Here is an 18535-nt window from a genome sequence, read left to right as displayed (position 1 = left end):
TGCAAACGACTTTCTTAACAACCTGAGCCCCATGTTTTGTCCTACCCTCGGGCGAGAGACAGTCGGTTACTGATTCAGTACACTGCAACACCCTGAATGTTAATGAGCGGTACAGTATGTCGGCGCCAAAACCCTTCGCTTATCTTCTGTTGTTGTTTCAGGGCGCTATCTGGGGGTCGTCCTTTTTGGCAATTAAACTGGCGTTGGAAGATTTTGGCCCGATGACAGTGGCAGCCGGTCGTATCGGCTTGGCGGCAGTAATGATGCTGGTTTACGCGACATTGCGTGGCAACGCGTTCCCACGCGAGGTTAAAACCCTGATGTTGCTTGCCGTGGTGGGTTTGTTCAACTGCGCTATTCCATTCTTCCTGATTCCCTGGGGTGAGCAGTCTCTGGAGTCTGGTCAGGCTGCCATCTTAATGGCCATCGGGCCGCTCATTGCCTTGTTCATTGCACACTTTACCACGACCGATGAACGATTGAACCGTTACAAAGCCTTTGGTTTCAGTCTCGGCTTTGTCGGCGTCTGTTTTGTTATTGGTATTCAACCTTTGGTGAACGGGTTGGGTGAATTGGTGCCGCAATTGGCGATTTTGTTGGCGGCGACTTCTTACGCCATTTCCGGTGCCGTGGCCAAGCGCGTCCATGGCGTGCCCAGTGCGATGGTTACTGCCTGTGTGTTGAGCTTTGCCAGCCTGGTGACGGTTCCGTTGAGTTTCCTTCTTGAAGCACCAATGGCAGCCCTAACGCACAGTGAGCTGCAGCGTTCTTTTATCGCGTTGATTTACCTCGGGCTTGTTCCAACAGGCCTGGCTTTTCTAATCCGTTTTTATCTGATCAAGAACGTTGGTTTCACGTTTGTTTCACAGGTGGGTTACCTGGTACCGGTGTTCGGTGTGTTGTTTGGTGTCTGGTGGCTCGATGAGCGGATAACGCTGTCGATGGTGATTGGTCTGGTCTGTATTTTGACGGGGCTGGCCATCAGCCGGAAAACCCGTCAAAAAAGTGGATTCCGGCCGGAAAATGGCGGCTAAAACGGTGACAGATCGGGGTTAGAACGAAAAGCTCGGTTCATTTACTGTTCAGCCGTGTGCGATAAGGTACCATGACGCAGCTGCAGGGCTGAGCCAAGGTGCCGGAATCGCGCTCTGGCGATACTGATGTACTGAAACAAAAAACAGATAAAAGCAGGGTTAAAACATGGTTAATCGTTTCGCTATTCTCGCTCTTTCGTGGATTCTGGTCGGGTGTAACGTCACCTCGAATGACTCCGGAAACGACAACAGTGGCTCAGAGCCGTTGGTGGTTTCACTGACGCCAGCCATCGATGCTGTTGATCAACCGCTGGATTCAACGGTACAGGTCCAATTCAATGTGGCTATGGATACATCTACCATCACCACCAACAGCTTTACTATTACCCCAGAAGTGACCGGAGCGCTGAGTTTCAGTTCCGACAAGAAAACCGTGATTTTCACGCCGGAAGCTCCGTTGACCGCGGGCGTTACCTACACGGTGCAGTTAAGCGCAGCCATTAAAGATGCCGACGGTAATACGTTGACCGCAAAATCTTTCAGTTTCACCACAGACAGCTGGCAGGGTGTGATTCAAGCAGGGGTCACCGGTGTAGAAACCCGCGCGACGACTACAGCGGTGGATGCCGACGGCAATATTTGGGTTGCCGGAAACACAGCGGGTAACCTGGCCGGTGAAACCAATTCCGGCAATATCGATATCTTCGTGGCCAAGTACTCACCACTAGGCAGTTTACTGACCACCAAGTTGATTGGAGGTACGGGTGACAGTTTCGTTGAGGACATGCAGTTCGATTCCGCCGGCAGCCTATATTTGCTGGGTAGTACCAGCGGTGATATCAACGGCGAAACCGTCACAGGTAGTACAGACAGTCTGTTAATGAAGTACAACAGCTCACTGGAGCTCCAATGGACGAACTTATTGGGCGTGAGTGGTGCGTCTACTGTGGGTGTACGCTTAACCTTAAGTGCAGGTGGTATTCCATACATTTTGGGCACTACGACCGGTAGCCTTGGTGCGGTGTTGGCCGGTACTCAGGACCTGTTCTACGCAAAAGTGGTTATTGATGGCTTTAATGATGTGGTGCTCAAGAAGCAGACCGGCGCTGCAAGTGGCACTTTGTATGCGGGTGGCATTGTCGTTGACGGTAGTAATATTTTTATCACCGGCAGTACCAATGTCAGTTTGGACAGCCAAACCCAATTGGGTGACCGAGATGGTTTTATCACCAAACTGGACGGTGACTTGAACAAGGTTTCTAACTCGACAGTGCAATTTGGCGCAACTGGATTAAGTGTCGATCCCTATCAACTATTGTCTGATCGCGACGGACATTTGGTCTCTGTCGGTTTAATCGGCGGTGCAGGTACGTTTGAGTCTCAAACGGTGAATTTGCATGAAAGTACCTTCCTGACTCAATACGATACTGCTTTGAGTTTCCGAGGAGCTGCTGTATACAGCGAGTTAAACGAATACAGTGGTTCGGTGGACGCTGCCATTGATACGAACGGTAATTTCTACGTCACGGGCTATACCAATTCGGCTTTGGATGACAATACATCCAGTGGCATGAAAGATGCGTTTGCAATTAAGTTTTCTCCGCTGTTCCAGAAGCAATGGGTCAGTCAGGTGGGTCAATCGACGGGTCATACCGATGGTTTGGCGATCAGTGTGGACGCCAGTGGCCACAGCTATGTAGTGGGTGATACCAGTGCAGTGTTGTCCGGTTCTGCCGCAACCGGCACAAAAGATTATTTCGTGGCGAAGTTTAATGCGCTGGGTGTGTTGCAGTAAGTTTTGCGCTGTTTGAAATAGTAAGTGAACAAAAAGCTCTCAACTGAGGGCTTTTTTTTATGGCGTAACGATTATTCGATGTCCATTTTCTGATATTCCGCCGGTGTCATTCCGGTCCATCGGCGGAACGCGCGGATAAACGCACTTTCATCATTGAACCCTAATTGATGCGCAATGTCGGCTTTGCTCGTGGTTTGCTGCAGCAGGACTTTGGCCATGGCCAGGCGCGCGTCGTCGGCAATGAGTTTGAAGGTTGTGTTTTCCCGCGCGAGCATGCGGTTCAGGTGACGACCACTCATGCCCAGACTTTCGGCAATCTTTTCTTTGCCCCAGTGGGGGTAATCCTGAATGAGTCGAACCACTTGCTCGCGTAAACTTTGCGCGTCCGGTTGCAGAGTCTGCAGTTCTTCGTCGGCGAGGCGACGCATGTGTGAATACAGTTCACTGTTCGCTTGTTGCAGGGGTAATGCCAGCTGTTCAAGATTAAACACCACCGCATCCGCCAACTGTTCAAAACGGGCTGAGCAACCCAGCTTGCGCTCGTAGTCGTCTGGCGATTTTTGGGCACGGTGTGCGAAGGTAACATAAGCCGGGCGGAAGTTGTCTCCGGTCAGGTAGCGGGTCAGTTGCACCAGTGTGGCGATGACGGCCTCAACCCGTTCAATCCGGCAAACTTCGTGGTAAGGCGCGTAAATCAACGAGCAACTGGTGTTGTTCCGGGTGCTTAAAAACTCCCCGCCTTCACCCACGATCGGGTGGTACGTGAGCAGCACATCGAGAGCATCTTCTAATGTGTCGCAGCTGAGCAACAGAAAACCAACAATATCCAGATTGCCCGGTTGCACGTAGTTACCTAAGGTTAATCCCAGTCCCGGTTGTGGGTTTGCCTCCACCAAGGCCTGCCAGAGCGCATCCTGTAACGCCAGTGGAACGCGTTTGTGCGGTTGGATTTCCGTTAAAACCTTGATCACTGCCGTCGATTTAACCAGTTCTGCCGCATCCAGCGCCCGCACGATGGCCTTGGTGAATTGCTGGGTGACGGTAGGATGTCCTGAATTGACCATAGATGTGTCTCGAATTATCAGCGTGGTGGTGCGCGGTTTGGATTATATTGGGTTTCATAACAAAAGACAGACGCCAATACCCGTATAAAAAGTCAGACCACTGACAACCGGCGAGCTGAAACGACTGGAGAGAGCAATGCTTCCTTACGCTATTATCGGCGCAGGGCCGATGGGCCTGTGCACGGCACGTCGACTGAGCCAATACCACATTCCATGGGTCGGGTTTGAAATTCACACCGATGTTGGCGGGCTTTGGGATATCGATAACCCAACCAGCACCATGTACGACTCCGCGCATCTGATTTCCTCAAAACATCAGACCGAATTTCATGAATACCCGATGGCGGACTCCGTACCGACCTACCCGAGTCATCGTCACCTGCGTGATTACTTTCGCGGTTACGCTAAGCACTTTAACTTGTACAGCGGGTTTCGCTTTGCTACCAGGGTTCTGGATGTCCGGCGAACGGAGGACCATTGGACCATCACGGTTGAGCAGGGCGGCGAGTCCGTTGAGCATGCAGTTGCTGGTGTGTTGCTGGCAAACGGTACCTTGCACCATCCGAACCGAACCTCGTTTCAGGGCGAGTTCGCAGGGGAGCATCTGCACGCTTCCTCTTATCGCAGTCCGTCGATTTTTAAAGACAAGCGCGTGTTGATCGTTGGTTGTGGCAACAGCGGTTGTGACATTGCGGTGGACGCGGTGCATCAGGCCCGTCAGGTGGATATGTCGGTGCGTCGTGGTTATTACTTCCTGCCGAAATTTATTATGGGCAAGCCGACCGATACCTTCGGCGGCAAAGTCAAATTGCCAAAACGGTTGAAGCAGTTTATGGATGGTCTGCTGATCCGTGCGCTGATCGGTAAACCAAGCGATTACGGTTTGCCAAATCCCGATTACCGGCTGTACGAAAGCCACCCGGTGATTAACTCTATTTTTCTGCATCACATTGGTCATGGTGACATTCAGCCAAGACCGGACATAGACCGAATTGCCGGACATACGGTGCATTATGCCGATGGCACGCAAGCCGATTACGACCTGATTCTCGAAGCTACCGGATACAAACTGCACTACCCGTTTGTGCGGCCGGAACATCTGAACTGGCAGGGCATGGCACCGGCGCTGTACCTGAATGTGTTTAACCCGCAGCACAATAACCTGTTCGTGATGGGCATGGTGGAAGCGGCGGGTCTTGGCTGGCAGGGCCGCGATGATCAAGCGCATCTGGTGGCGTTGTTTATCCGGCAGTCGCTGGATAAAAAGGCTTCAGCCGATGCGTTTAAGACCGAGATCGAAGCTCAGTTTGCTCAGCGCGCGACGGGCGGCATGCAGTATCTGGAACTGGAACGGATGGCGTATTACGTGGATAAACAGGTGTACCTGGATGCCGTGCACAAAGGCATCCGGCATCTGTCACGGGATCTGGAAAGTACCTCAGGCTCGTTCGTCAGCGGGGTGAGTGCCTGATGTTATCCGACGTCCAGATTGCCTTTAACCCGGAAAGCCTGATTCTGCTGAATCTGATCTTAGCGTTAATGATGTTTGGCGTGTCTTTAACCCTGCGTGTCGATGATTTCCGCCAGATCCTACGTTCACCGGTCGCACCCGCCATTGGTCTGGTGGCGCAGTTCGTGGTATTGCCAGCCATGACGGCGCTGGTGACCTGGTTTTTTCATATCGATCCGGAATTAGCTCTGGGTATGATTCTGGTCGCCTCGTGCCCCGGTGGTACGTTCAGCAACATCATGACCTACATTGGTCGCGGCAATGTTGCGGTGTCGGTGTCGATGACAGCGGTGTCCAGTTTGGCGGCCATTGTAATGACCCCGTTTAATTTTGTGTTCTATGGTCAGTTGAATCCGGTTACGAGGGATTTGATTCAGCAGATCGCCATCGACCCGCTGAGTATTTTCTGGTTAACCACCTTGGTGCTGGCCATTCCGCTTATCCTCGGCATGATGGTGGGTAGCCGGTTCCCGGGTTTTGCGAAAAAAGCGGAAGCGCCTTTCCGCGCCATTTCTCTGTTTGTGTTTCTCGGTTTCGTGGCCATTGCGTTTTCCAGTAACACGCAGGTGTTTTTGCAGCACATGGCCAGTTTTGCGGTGCTGGTGATCGGGCACAATGCCATGGCACTGAGCATCGGCGCCATCAGTGGCTATCTTGCTCGGTTAAATACCGGTGATCGGCGCGCCGTGACGCTTGAAGTCGGCATACAAAATTCTGGGTTAGCCCTGTCCATTTTGTTTACGTTTTTTCCGCACCATGGCGGCATGTTAATTATCGCCGCGTTCTGGGGAGTTTGGCATCTGGTCAGTGGGTTGTCGCTGGCCATGTTCTGGAACTGGCGTCACCTGAAACAGGAGGTGAGTTATGTCAGCCGTTAAACGAATTCTCATTACCGGTGCGGCCGGGTACATCGGTCATCAGGTTGGCAACGCGTTAGCGGAACAGCATAGGGTTTTCGGTTGTGATATTCGTGAAAACCCAAATGCCCGTTTTGACATTAAGATTTTGGATATCTGTGACGCAGGATTGGCGGACTGGATGCGCCGTCAGAAAATCACGCACGTGATTCACCTGGCCAGTGTGTTGGACGCCAGTGATGATCGTGAGCGTGATTACCGGATTGATGTCAGCGGCACAAAAAATGTGGTTGAAGCCGCACTGGCGGCTGGTGTTGAACACCTGACCGTGACCAGCAGCGGCGCAGCCTATGGTTACCATCCGGACAACGCACCATGGCTGTGCGAGCAAGACCCTATTCGTGGTAATTATGAATTCGCGTATTCCTGGCATAAGCGACTGGTGGAAGAAATGCTTGCCGACTACCGACGCGAAAAGCCCCAGTTGCAACAACTGATCTTGCGGCCGGGAACGGTTTTGGGCCGTGATACCCGTAACCTGATCACCAATCTGTTTCTGAAAAAACGCATTCTGACCATACGTGGTGCCGATTCGCCCTTTGTGTTTATCTGGGATCAGGATGTCGTCAATATCATTCGCGACGGTGTGGTGCACAGTAAAACAGGGATTTATAACCTGGCTGGCGACGGCGCACTCACGTTACGCGACATCGCCCAACGGTTGCGCAAGCCGGTGATCTCGTTACCGGTCGGGCTGGTTACTGCCGCGTTGTGGTTGGGAAAACGTTTAAGCGTGACTCGTTATGGACCGGAGCAAGTGAAATTTCTGCGCTATCGTCCGGTATTGGCCAACAACGCGTTAAAGGAACAGTTTGGCTACACGCCGGAAAAAACATCGGACGAAGTTTTTCAGTTATTCGCTCAACACCTCGGCGAAGATAACGCACGAGGCGCGCAATCATGACCAACACCGAAAAACCGGTGGCGCTGATCACCGGTGCCGCCGCTGGTTTGGGCTGGGGTCTGGCGGAATATTTTTTTTGTCAGGGTTACCAACTTTTTTTGATAGACCGGGATGCGCAGGCATTAAACGACAAGGTTGCTTTGCTGGCCGGTTCAGCCTCTTCTGATGCGCAAAAGGTGGTTGCCCATTGTGTTGATTTAATTGCGCCCAAGGCAGAACCGATTGAGCAGTTAGTGGTGGACTTTCACGCACACTTCAGCGAGTTGGCCGTACTGGTGAATAACGCTGGCATAACGCATCGCTCTCTCGCGCAGAACACCGACATTGCGGTCACACGTCGCGTGCTGGCGCTGGATTTTCTGGTGCCAGTCGAACTGACGCAAGCGCTGTTGCCAGCGTTGCTTCGCTATGGCGACGCACATCGGTCGGCGACCATTCTGAATATTGGCAGCATGGCGGGTTGGATGCCGGTGGTGGCTCGTTCCGGGTATTGCGCCGCAAAGTCGGCGTTGCATCAGTATTTTGAAACCTTGCGCGCTGAGTTGGCGCAACAGCCTGTGCACATTTTAATGGTGTACCCCAGTTTCCTGGCAACGGACATTGAAAAAAATGCACTCAGTGGCAATGGTCAACCCGCGCAACACGCTCGCAGCACAATAGGTGACGTTCACTCCGTCGACTGGATGGTGTTCAGAATTGGCAAAGCGTTGCGTCGCCGTCGCGCGCGATTGTTTCCGAACCGGAGTATCGCGCTGGCCAGTATTTTTTATCGCTTATGGCCAACCTTGTTTCTGACGTTAATGCGAAAAAAATTCGCTCAGGAATGGCAGGTTGGCGAACCGAACAAACCTTCGGTGCAGGCCGGAGGCACGCAGTGAGTTGGTGGATACTCGGTGCTGCTGTTTTTGCCGCATGGACGATTGATGCCGCCATTGGCTTTGGTAGCCTGGTCATCGCGTTGGCGATAGGCGCTCTGGTATTACCGTTGGATGTCATCATGCCGGTGCTGGTGCCGCTGAATATTATTCTCAGTGGCTACCTTACCGTGCGCTACCGTGCGCAGATCCAGTGGCCATTGTTATTGAAACAACTGTTGCCGCTAATGCTGTTGGGTGCGCTCGTTGGCTTGCTGACACGCGATTTTTTCAACGCGCAAACGTTACGCCTCCTTTTCGGTTCCGTCGTTGTCTGGTTTGCGTCGCGCAGTCTTTGGTTTGCGTTCAATCGTACGGCGCGGGCGCACGCACACCGCGGGTGGGTTACTTCACTGCTGACCTTTTTTGCGGGAATTACTCACGGTTTGTTTGCGTCCGGTGGGCCACTGTTGGTGTATGCCCTAACCGGTGTCCAGTTGAGTAAGCAACATTTCAGGGCGACCCTGTCGCTGGTCTGGTTTGCACTGAACAGCGGTCTCACACTGTGGTATGGGCTGAACGGTTCCGCCTTTATGCACGTCAACAAAACGCTGCTTTTTATTCCGGTGGTGGTTGGCGCCATCGTGTTCGGTGAGTGGTTACATCACCGTATCAGTGAAGATGTGTTTCGCAAAGTGGTGCTTATATTGTTGCTGGTGGCTGGCGTTCTGTTACTGGTTAAATAAACCTTTGCCTGTTTATGTGACGCAGGCCAAGTCGAGCAGGGTAGAGATGAATGTTACTTACTGAGTTTTATTTGGAATGTGAAGTTTAATTTCGAGAGTACCTGCGACTTGGTTTAACTGGATGTTCCTTTTTGTGAAGAACCAATTCGGACCGGCGCCGATGGTTAGGCTCATAGCGCAATGATCTCTTGAAGTTTTATTCCCAGGGGCGATCCGAATGGTACTTACTTAAGGCAACTCTGATTAATTCGAATCACCTCAGTCCTATCAGATCGAAGGATGAGCGAGGCGTGTGTTGCAGGGAATGGCGAGTCCTTTTCAAAACACACAACAAAGCTCAGTCATCGATCTGAAGGACCCGGAGGGCGTGGCTGAAATGGCAAATTTCGTTGTTAAGTCCTTTGCCAAGATAATGAATATTGCCTGCAGAACTTGCCTCGAATTTTGCGCATTTCTTCACCCGCTGAGGTAGATAGCAATTATTCAGAGGTGCCTGAAGCTTGTTCAATGGCATTTGCATCAATGTGTGACTTGGTTTCGCTGGTTTTTTTACTTCAAGTATTAAATCTGTTTCGAAGACTATGCTTCCGTGTTAACCAAAAGATTTCTTGGTGGATTTTTCTTTCCAAGGGGAGATCCCCTTGATCCGGCCTTTACCGGAGGTGAAGTCGTTAAAATCGATTCGAAGCCCATTGGGGCTTCGCTTTTTAATCGATATTACCCCCCCCCCTTTGTCGCCCGCTTTGGTGTACTGCCATGCCAGACACTTTCTTCGAACGGTCGCTTGAGCGTGCGTCCCTGCACGCGCGGCGCTTCCAAGGGCATCCATGCCCTTGAATCCGTTGCGATGTGTCCGTCATGTCAGCTAAAGCAGATGCGACGAAACAGTTATTTTCGCCAGTCCTTGGTACATAGAATTTAAAGGTTGGTTCTATCTATCGAGAAAGTAACTCTTGCTGCGGTTTTCTCCGCCTTTTAAACGACAACGCGAAGCAATATATGTCCCACGGGTTGATCAAGCATAGATGTTTGAACACGTGAGCCGGAAATGGCGGCTGGAGTTTTTAAGGACCGAGACGAAATCATCAAACCGGTTTGTTCATTGACTGAGAAAGACGTGTGACAACGCAGAAACAAAAAAAGCCCTGGCTGGCAGGGCAAATGCTACAGAAGCAGGTGGTTGGATCAGTCGGTGATAAGTTTTTCGCCGGTGGTGTTGGCTTTCTGCATTTTTGAACGGATCCGGCGACCAAAAATCATGGGCAAAATCAGTCCGGCTGCTGCGAGGCTCCAGATGGAAATGGCCAATGGACTTTGCCAGAAGATCATCCAGTTACCGTCTGATATCACCATGGCGTGGGACAGATTCTTTTCCATTTCCGGACCGAGCAGCATCCCCAGAATAATGGGCACCAAGGGGATGTCGAGTTTGCGCAACAAATAACCGGCTATGCCAAACACCACCATGAACTTCAGATCAAACGCACTGTGGCTGATCGAGTAGATGCCGACAAACGCGACCATAGTGACGATGGGCAACAGATAATGGGTCGGAACCGACAGCAGTTTTACGAAAATGCCAATCATCGGAATATTCAAAATCAACAGCAGGAAGTTACCAATGAGCAGCGCTGCGATCACGCCCCAAACCACGTCCGCGTGCTGAGTAAACATGAGCGGACCGGGGGTAATGTTCAGGGAAATCAGCATGGCCAATAATACGGCCGTGGTGCCGCTGCCCGGTACTCCGAGTGTGAGCATGGGGACCAGTGCGCCAGAGGAGGCGCCATTATTACCGGCTTCCGGGGCTGCGACGCCACGGGCATCACCGTGTCCGAACTGGCTGTCATCGCTGACCGCCTTTTTCTCCAGCGTGTAACTGATAAAGCTGCCCAGGGATGCCCCGGCGCCGGGCAACACACCGGCAATAAAGCCCAAGGTGCCGCCGCGCAAGGTGGTTGGAATCAGCGCCACCAGTTGTTTGAACGTTAAATTGAGCTTGCCGACCACAATGCTTTTCTGAGGCCCTTTAACGCGGTGCTCAATGAACAGCAGCAGTTCCGAAATCGCAAACAACCCGACAATCGCCAGAATAAAGTCGATGCCTTCAAACAGTTTTAACTGATTAAAGGTGTATCGCTGGGTGCCGGTGGCGATGTCCATGCCGACGGTCGAAATCATCAAACCAATCAGCGCGGCAATGATGGTCTTGGTGGTGTTTTTCCCGGTGATCCCCCCCAGCGTTGCAAACGCCAGAATGAACAGCGCAAAGTATTCCGCCGGACCAAATGTCAGCGCAAAACGCGCCAGAATCGGTGCCAGAAAAATCAAACCGATGGTGCCTAAGAGTCCGCCCATAAACGATGCAAAGGCAGATATCGCCAGTGCTTCGGCGGCTTTACCTTGTTGAGCCATCGGATAGCCATCCAGACAGGTCATCATGGCCGGCTCGTCGCCGGGAATGTTCAGCAGTATCGAGGAAATCCGACCACCGTACATGGCACCGGCGTAGACCGATGTCAGCAGGATCAGGGCCGTTTCTACCGGCAGCGCCAAAGAGAACGCCAGCGGGATTAATATCGCCACGCCATTGGCCGGGCCTAACCCCGGCAGCGCGCCGATTAACGTCCCGACGAAAGCACCAATCAGTGCGTACATCAGGTTCGTCGGCGTTAAAGCGACGGCGAAGCCATCCATTAAAAAGCCAAGTGTTTCCATTAGCTTATCTCCAGTAAACCGAGTGGCAGCGGCAGGTCGAGCAGGTTATTGAACAACAGGAAAACGCCCACGCCACACCCCAGGGCTATGGCGGCAGCCGGTTTCGGGCTGGCACCCATACGCCAGGCCAGGAAAGCAACGGCAAAAAACGTACTGATGATGAACCCAAGTGGCTCCATCAACATGGCATAGGCGAACAGCGCAATGACGGCATAGCCAATTTCCAGCAGCGTTGTTCCGGTGGGCCATTCGTTGTTGGGCTCTGGTTTTAACATCAGCGCCAGACTGGCGATGGCCATGGCAATGGCCAGAATAACCGGAAAGGTATCTGGTCCTACCGCTTCGTGACTGCCAAAAGGCTCAGGCCACTGTCGAGCGCCCCAGCCATAGGCCAGGGCAAGCACGAACAGGAACAGGCCGAGCAGCCGATCCCCATTTAATTTCATTTCAGCAATCCGATTTCGCGTGACAATTGTTCGATATCCGCCACTTGTTTGGTGACGAAGGCTTCAAATTCGTTCGCTTTGGGATGGAATGGAATCAGGCCATTTTGGGTCATGACCGCTTTCCACTCATCTGAGGCATACAGGGTTTCAATCGCATCAACCCAATACTTCTGGGCGGCTTGGTCGGCATCTTTTGGCATATAAAACCCACGCCAGTTAGGTCCCAGGGCATCGATACCTTGCTCACGAGCGGTTGGAATGCCGCTGAATTTTCCAGGCAGACGCTCTTCTGCCAACACGGCGACAATGCGCAGATCACCCGACTCCCAGAACCCGGCCGCTTCCGAGATGTCACCGGTAAAGGCATCGACATGACCACCGACAACCTGAGTGATGGCTTCACCGCCGTTGTTGTAGGATAGGTACGGAATCTTGGGTAGGTTTGCGACACCGGCAGCCTTGGCGGCGATCAGTACTTTCAGGTGATCCCAGCCGCCGTTGGCCGAACCGCCGGAAAATTTCACGGAGCGTGGGTCTTTTTCGAGCGCGGCCATAATGTCTTTCAGATTTTGATATTCGGAGTTCTTGCCAACGGCGATCACGCCGTAGTCCGCGCCCAAGGCACCAACCCATTTCACCATGCCTGCGTTCATGCCGGCGAACTGTTGTTGCGCCAACCGTGTCGTTGTGGCGGTGGACGCAGCGACCAGCAGCTGGTCATCGTCCGCTCGTTTGCTGACGACATGAGCAAACGCCACACCGCCGCCCGCACCGGCCATGTTGGTGGTTTGTACCGCACCCGGTACCAGGTTCAGTTGCTCCAGCACGTTACCGACGCTGCGGCAGGTGAAGTCCCAACCGCCGCCAGGGTTGGCCGGTGCAATGCAGTCTACTTTACCGGATGGGTCCCAGGCTGACGCCAGTGTTGCTGACAGACCAATCATGGCGGTCATGGCGACTTTCAGTGTTCGTGATTTGTTCATAGTTTTGCCTCTTGTTTTTATTGTGTTTATGGCCTGTAAACAGGCTCTTGTGCCGGCAAAACAATACGACAGGCTTAAAAAACGACCTAGTTTGTGCACTTAGAGGCTTTTAAAAACTCTCTGCGCATTTTGTTCATAAAGTTCACGGGGCAAGTTGGCCAGGCTTTGTTAAACTCAACTCTCAATCGTATGGTTTCAGGCATATCCGACCGTCGGTGAAACGTGTGTTGTCACACTGCCAAACTCTTTCACTCGACATTATTCAGTGTCATCAACGTTTAAGGGTGTCGGCAATGCGTCCGTGGTGCGGCTGGTATGAACAAAAACAATAAAATGAAGAAGCGATGAAGCAAACCCGTTATTTAGGATCTCACCGATTCAAACTCAGTACCCGGTTAATGTTGGCTATGAGTGGATTGGCGTTGTTGCAGGCCATGCTGATCGGCGGCTTTGCCTGGGTAAATCTCTCTGTTTCACTGGATCGGGAAATTGGTCAGCGGGCCCTGAATGTCGCCAAAACCATTGCCTCCATTCCGTCGATTATCAACGGTGTGGAACAGCGCGATGTTGTTCGCCTGAATGAACTGGCCCGCCGTTTGGCCACCACCAATGACGCGTTGTTTATAGTCATTGGCGATAAAAACGGCATTCGATTAGCGCACCCAAACCCGGCTCGTATTGGGCATTCCATGGCGGATGACGACGGCGATAACGGTGCGATCGCCCTGTTGCAGGGCGAAGGCTACGTCGACAAGGCCGAAGGCAGCCTGGGTTTTTCCATGCGCGGAAAAGCCCCCATTTATGATGTTTCCGGTGAAAACATCATTGGCATTGTTTCGGTCGGGTATTCACTGGCTCAGGTCGAAGCCACCATTGCCCGCTATTCAACCTGGTTGACACTGGTGCTCATTACCGCCGTGGCCGGCAGTTTGACGGTGGCGGTGATTATTGCGCGGCGGTTAAAACGGGAAATATTCGGTTTGGAACCGCAAGAAATTGCGCATCGTTTCCAGGAACAGGAGGCGACGCTGCAATCGGTGCGGGAAGGCATTATCGCCATCAACCGCGCCGGTATTATCACCACCTTTAATCGACGAGCAGCGCAGACTCTCGGGCTGGATCCGGACGCGCGGTTCATCGGTCAACACATTGAGCAGGTATTGCCTGAGTCACGACTGTTGGACCTGATGGAACAGGGTGAGCCGCAGTTTGATCACGAAGTTTGGTTGCGGGATAAACAGATGGTGGTTAATCGTTTGCCGGTGACCTTTGGCGGCAATGTTATCGGTGCGGTGTCGAGTTTTCGGCCGCGTAACGAAGTGGATGCCATCAGTCAGCAGTTAACCAAAATAGAGCAGTACGCCGATACTCTGCGCAGCCAGGCGCACGAATATTCCAACAAACTGCACACCATTGCCGGGCTCATTCAGCTGGATGCCAAACAGGAAGCGCTGACCTTGATTGGTCACGAAACCCAGGATCACCAAGCATTGTTGGAATTGTTGCTGAAAGCAACGCCCAACCCTGTGATCGCCGGTTGTTTGCTGGGCAAGTTCAATCGGGCCAAGGAGATGGGGTTGTCACTGCACATCGATTCTGAAAGCGAATTAAGTGACGTACCAAAAAGCATCACCCAAGATCAGCTCGCGTCGGTATTGGGCAACCTGATTGATAATGCTCTGGAAGCGACCTTTGCCAAAACCGGTCCGGGTGGCGAAGTCTCGGTCAGCCTTACCGACATTGGTATTGATGTGATCATTGAAGTGCAGGACCAGGGGCCAGGCATCACGGAAGATCTTCAGCAGAAAATATTTGATAAAGGATTCAGCAGTAAAGATGGTCATGCGCACGGTATCGGCTTGTATTTAATTCACAATATCGTGACTCAGTGTGCTGGACACATCGATATCGAAAACATAGAACCACACGGTTCCCGTTTTATTCTGTACTTACCCAAATCGTTAAAGGTGGCATCCGGATGACTGTATTAAAAGTGGCCATCGTTGAAGATGATCCCAAAAACGCTGAAATCCAGCGTCGCTTTCTCGAACGCATCGAGGGTGTTGAATTGGTTGGAATAGCACATGGACTGGAAGATGCTAAGAATATCGTGGATGTGTTTCAACCACAGCTGGTATTGCTGGATGTTTATTTGCCGGACGGCAATGGTCTCGACTTGCTGCGGCAGTGGCGGGCAGCGAATGCCCAGCTGGATGTCATCCTCATCACAGCCGCCAAAGAAGTGGATACCCTGCGCAGTGCGTTGCACACCGGCGTGTTTGAATACATTTTAAAACCTCTCGTGTTTGAGCGGCTGGAAGAGGCGGTCAAGCGCTATCAGGTTCATCAGGCGCGTTTGAACAGTTTACACCAGCTGCAGCAAGAACAGGTGGACTCGCTGATACCCAGTGCCGAGCGTCGCCCTTCTACGGCAACGCGACTGCCGAAGGGTATTGATCCTCTGACCCTCGACAAAGTGCGCGATATTCTCAAGCAACCGGCAGACTTCAATGCCGAAGATGTGGGTGCCAGCATTGGCGCATCGCGAACGACGGCTCGCCGTTACCTGGAATATTTGGTGAGCATGGGTGAAATTATTGCTGAAGTCAGTTATGGGCAGGTGGGTCGCCCTGAGCGCCGCTATCGACGGCCCCACTGATTGGTTCAAATGCTGTTAGAAGGCTGTCGTCGAAAAAGTTTAGGCTACACTGCTAATTATGTTTGAGCGAGGTAGCCATGACCTTTACCGATTATCTGCGAATTCTGGAAAAAAATGATGGTTCCGATCTGTACTTAAGTACCGGAGCGCCACCCTGTGCCAAATTCCATGGCGTATTGAAACCACTGGACAAATCACCGATGGCGCCCGGGTCCATTGCGGATATTGCGCACGAGATTATGGATGATGAGCAGCGGGAAGAATTTAACCACGAACTGGAAATGAATTTGGCCATTTCGATTCCGAATGTAGGCCGTTTCCGCGTTAACATCTTCAAACAGCGCAACGAAGTATCTATTGTCGCGCGCAACATTAAAACCGACATTCCCAAGTTCGAAGATTTAAAACTCCCGGAAGTTCTGAAAGATGTGATCATGGCCAAGCGCGGCTTGGTGCTTTTTGTGGGCGGTACCGGTTCCGGTAAGTCGACATCGTTGGCGGCCTTGATTGACCATCGGAATTCCCATTCCGGTGGGCACATTATTACCATTGAGGATCCAGTAGAGTACGTACATAAACATAAGAAATGCATCGTGAATCAGCGCGAGGTGGGGGTCGATACCCGTTCTTGGCATGCAGCGCTGAAAAATACACTGCGTCAGGCTCCTGATGTGATTTTAATCGGTGAAATCCGCGACCGGGAAACCATGGAGCATGCCATGGCGTTTGCCGAAACCGGCCATCTGGCCATTTCAACGTTACACGCTAACAATGCCAACCAAGCCATCGACCGGATCATTAACTTCTTCCCGGAAGAACGGCGTCCGCAATTGCTGATGGACTTGTCGACTAACCTAAAGGCGTTTGTCTCGCAACGCCTGGTGCCCACGAAAGATGGCAAACGTTGCGCAGCCGTTGAAATATTATTGGGCACCAAGACCATCAGTGAAATTATTCTACGTGGCGATTTTCACGACATCAAAGAAGTGATGCAAAAATCTGAAAATCTCGGCATGCGTACGTTCGATGGTGCCTTGTTCAGTTTGTATCAGGAAGGTCGTATTACCTTGGAAGAAGCACTTAAAAACGCCGACTCTCCGAACAACCTCCGTTTGCGGATTAAACTGTCCGGTGGCGATGTATCCGGGGCACCCGCACCGCAAGAAAGCCATTCGGCATCAGAGACCGGGCAACCACGACCGGCACCCGCATCATCGTTTGGTTCTTCATTGACCCTGAGTATTGAGCCGCAGGAAGATGACAGTGACAACGACCCACAACTGTAAATTGAATCAACGTTACGAGACCAAGCAACACCGGATCGGAAGGCAGCGTAGGGAAACGAAACCAATATGCGTGATATGAATAATGTAAGTCTGTTATTGCTGCTCTGTCTGACTGGAGCGTGGGGTTTGATCATCGGCTTCGGACAAAACCTGATATCGGGAAATGGGGATACCATGTTCAACGCAGCTGGTGTAGCACCTCTGGCATGGGTACATTGGTTGTTTAACCGAAAGAAGCCGAAGGTTGTAGCCAATAACTCATTGGTGGACAGTAGCTACAAAGACAGTTTCGACGAGGTCGCGTTGGGCTTGGCTCACGTCGATTTGCAGGGTACCTTCATTCGCGTTAATAAATCCCTGTGTCAGTTTCTCGGATACCATGAAGATGAATTGTTGAAATTACGGTTTCAGGAACTCACCTTGCCGGAAGAGCTGGAAGAAAGTCTGGTGTTTATCCGTGGTGCCTTGGCTGGGGAAATACGGCACAGTTTTCAGAAAGTGAAACGCTACAAGCATAGAAATGGACATTGGGTTTGGGCAAAACTGACGACGACTCTGTTACGTGACAGTAACGATAAACCAACCTATTTTCTGTCCTCCATACAGGATATTTCGGAGCTGAAGCACGCTGAAAATCTGGTGAAAAAATCGGAACAAAAGCTCAAAATCATTGTGGAGTCTATATCTGGTGAAATAGCCGTTTGGTTATCCCGAGAGAAACTCGGTAAAACACTTTACGTTAACCGCGGCTTTGATGAAATTTGGGGTCTTGAGGCGCAGGCACTGTATCGCAGCCCTGATGAGTACCTGTCGCAGGTACACGAAGAAGACGTTGGAACGTTGCGGGAGATGCTCAGTAATCCCGCCGTGCATAATTTTGAGCTGGATTACCGCCTTGTCGATAAAACAGGACGCACACGCCATGTTCATCATGTTGGGCGCAGTATTAAAGAAGATAATGAAATCGTCTACTTTGTGTCTTCCGTCATTGATCGAACCAAACTGATCCAGCGTCAATTGCTGTTAGACGATTCGCTGTATCGTCTCAAAGAAGCCTATCGAGAATTGCAGGAGTTCTCGCGTCGAGATGGATTGACCGGTGCTCTCAACGCCACCGCGTTCCGGGAACATCTATCGGATGCTTTTATGCGTTATCGACGTTACACCACACCCTCAACGCTAGTCTTTATTGATATCGATCGGTTCAAACAGGTGAATGATAGTATGGGACATTTGGTGGGCGACAAAGCGTTGATTGCGTTGGTGAGCATTCTCAATGAGAAAATCCGTCAGACCGATGCAGTGGGTCGTTACGGAGGAGACGAGTTTATGGTGTTGCTGACGGACAGTGACGCTATGCAGTCAGCGGAATTCTGTCGACGGATCGGAACTCAGTACCCAGTTGAGCTGGACAGTGGCGAACAAGTCGATATTGGTATTTCCATCGGGATTCGCACGATAACGGATGACGTCACCGACGTTGATCATTGGATGGCCCAAGCCGATACCGACATGTATGGCCAGAAAGGTTGATATCTTCACGTTAAATGTTTAATGCGTTAATAACTTTGATAAAAAAGATGACATAACGTTAGCTCAAAAGTTTGTACTTCTTAACT

General features: G+C 51.6%; 16 protein-coding genes. 11 read left to right on the top strand and 5 right to left on the bottom strand.

Annotation, left to right across the window (positions count from 1 at the left end; translation table 11 throughout):
• The first annotated feature begins 116 nt into the window (after positions 1-116).
• Positions 117-1034 carry a DMT family transporter gene (locus tag IYN85_RS19845; RefSeq protein ID WP_196160691.1) on the top strand — a complete coding sequence of 306 codons (918 nt, stop codon included), beginning with the start codon at positions 117-119 and terminating at the stop codon, positions 1032-1034.
• A 166-nt stretch (positions 1035-1200) separates the two neighbouring features.
• On the top strand, positions 1201-2829 hold the full coding sequence (locus IYN85_RS19840; RefSeq protein ID WP_196160690.1) for an Ig-like domain-containing protein: 1629 nt from the start codon (positions 1201-1203) through the stop codon (positions 2827-2829).
• Positions 2830-2900: 71 nt separating this feature from the next.
• On the opposite strand, the gene IYN85_RS19835 is transcribed toward IYN85_RS19840, so the two are convergent.
• Positions 2901-3893: an AraC family transcriptional regulator gene (locus tag IYN85_RS19835; RefSeq protein WP_196160689.1), complete on the bottom strand. Its 993-nt coding sequence runs from the start codon at positions 3891-3893 to the stop codon at positions 2901-2903.
• A gap of 136 nt (positions 3894-4029) precedes the next feature.
• Between IYN85_RS19835 and IYN85_RS19830 the strand changes: the two genes are divergently transcribed.
• From IYN85_RS19830 to IYN85_RS19810, 5 genes are read left to right on the top strand one after another with little or no spacing between them, the layout of a single operon-like run.
• A complete protein-coding gene (locus tag IYN85_RS19830; protein ID WP_196160688.1) occupies positions 4030-5364 on the top strand; it encodes an NAD(P)/FAD-dependent oxidoreductase in 1335 nt (444 codons plus the stop codon).
• On the top strand, positions 5364-6281 hold the full coding sequence (locus tag IYN85_RS19825) for a bile acid:sodium symporter family protein (RefSeq protein ID WP_196160687.1): 918 nt from the start codon (positions 5364-5366) through the stop codon (positions 6279-6281). The genes IYN85_RS19830 and IYN85_RS19825 overlap by 1 nt, the downstream gene beginning before the upstream one ends.
• Entirely contained in the window at positions 6268-7224 is a 957-nt protein-coding gene (locus IYN85_RS19820) for an SDR family oxidoreductase (protein WP_196160686.1), read from the top strand. The genes IYN85_RS19825 and IYN85_RS19820 overlap by 14 nt, the downstream gene beginning before the upstream one ends.
• On the top strand, positions 7221-8102 hold the full coding sequence (locus IYN85_RS19815; RefSeq protein WP_196160685.1) for an SDR family oxidoreductase: 882 nt from the start codon (positions 7221-7223) through the stop codon (positions 8100-8102). Before IYN85_RS19820 ends, IYN85_RS19815 begins: the two co-directional genes overlap by 4 nt.
• Positions 8099-8824, top strand: a complete 726-nt coding sequence (locus IYN85_RS19810; protein WP_196160684.1) for a sulfite exporter TauE/SafE family protein — start codon at positions 8099-8101, stop codon at positions 8822-8824. The genes IYN85_RS19815 and IYN85_RS19810 overlap by 4 nt, the downstream gene beginning before the upstream one ends.
• Before the next feature lie 592 nt (positions 8825-9416).
• On the opposite strand, the gene IYN85_RS19805 is transcribed toward IYN85_RS19810, so the two are convergent.
• From IYN85_RS19805 to IYN85_RS19790, 4 genes are all read right to left on the bottom strand, one after another.
• Entirely contained in the window at positions 9417-9653 is a 237-nt protein-coding gene (locus IYN85_RS19805; protein WP_196160683.1) for a hypothetical protein, read from the bottom strand.
• Positions 9654-10009: 356 nt separating this feature from the next.
• Entirely contained in the window at positions 10010-11542 is a 1533-nt protein-coding gene (locus tag IYN85_RS19800; protein ID WP_196160682.1) for a tripartite tricarboxylate transporter permease, read from the bottom strand.
• Positions 11542-11988 carry a tripartite tricarboxylate transporter TctB family protein gene (locus IYN85_RS19795; protein ID WP_196160681.1) on the bottom strand — a complete coding sequence of 149 codons (447 nt, stop codon included), beginning with the start codon at positions 11986-11988 and terminating at the stop codon, positions 11542-11544. Before IYN85_RS19795 ends, IYN85_RS19800 begins: the two co-directional genes overlap by 1 nt.
• Positions 11985-12971 (bottom strand): tripartite tricarboxylate transporter substrate binding protein, encoded by a 987-nt coding sequence (locus tag IYN85_RS19790; RefSeq protein WP_196160680.1) that lies wholly within the window; start codon positions 12969-12971, stop codon positions 11985-11987. The genes IYN85_RS19795 and IYN85_RS19790 overlap by 4 nt, the downstream gene beginning before the upstream one ends.
• 344 nt (positions 12972-13315) lie before the next feature.
• Between IYN85_RS19790 and IYN85_RS19785 the strand changes: the two genes are divergently transcribed.
• From IYN85_RS19785 to IYN85_RS19770, 4 genes are all read left to right on the top strand, one after another.
• Positions 13316-14953 (top strand): sensor histidine kinase, encoded by a 1638-nt coding sequence (locus IYN85_RS19785; protein ID WP_196160679.1) that lies wholly within the window; start codon positions 13316-13318, stop codon positions 14951-14953.
• Positions 14950-15630 carry a response regulator gene (locus IYN85_RS19780; RefSeq protein WP_196160678.1) on the top strand — a complete coding sequence of 227 codons (681 nt, stop codon included), beginning with the start codon at positions 14950-14952 and terminating at the stop codon, positions 15628-15630. Before IYN85_RS19785 ends, IYN85_RS19780 begins: the two co-directional genes overlap by 4 nt.
• 77 nt (positions 15631-15707) lie before the next feature.
• A complete protein-coding gene (locus IYN85_RS19775; protein ID WP_196160677.1) occupies positions 15708-16916 on the top strand; it encodes a PilT/PilU family type 4a pilus ATPase in 1209 nt (402 codons plus the stop codon).
• A 75-nt stretch (positions 16917-16991) separates the two neighbouring features.
• Positions 16992-18449: a diguanylate cyclase gene (locus IYN85_RS19770; RefSeq protein ID WP_196160676.1), complete on the top strand. Its 1458-nt coding sequence runs from the start codon at positions 16992-16994 to the stop codon at positions 18447-18449.
• Positions 18450-18535 lie beyond the last annotated feature (86 nt).

Origin of the sequence: Reinekea sp. G2M2-21 (genome assembly GCF_015687175.1) — a bacterium.
Taxonomy (GTDB): Bacteria; Pseudomonadota; Gammaproteobacteria; order Pseudomonadales; family Natronospirillaceae; genus Reinekea.
Note: the sequence above shows the minus strand (reverse complement) of the source record. Positions and strands in the feature narration are given on the sequence as shown.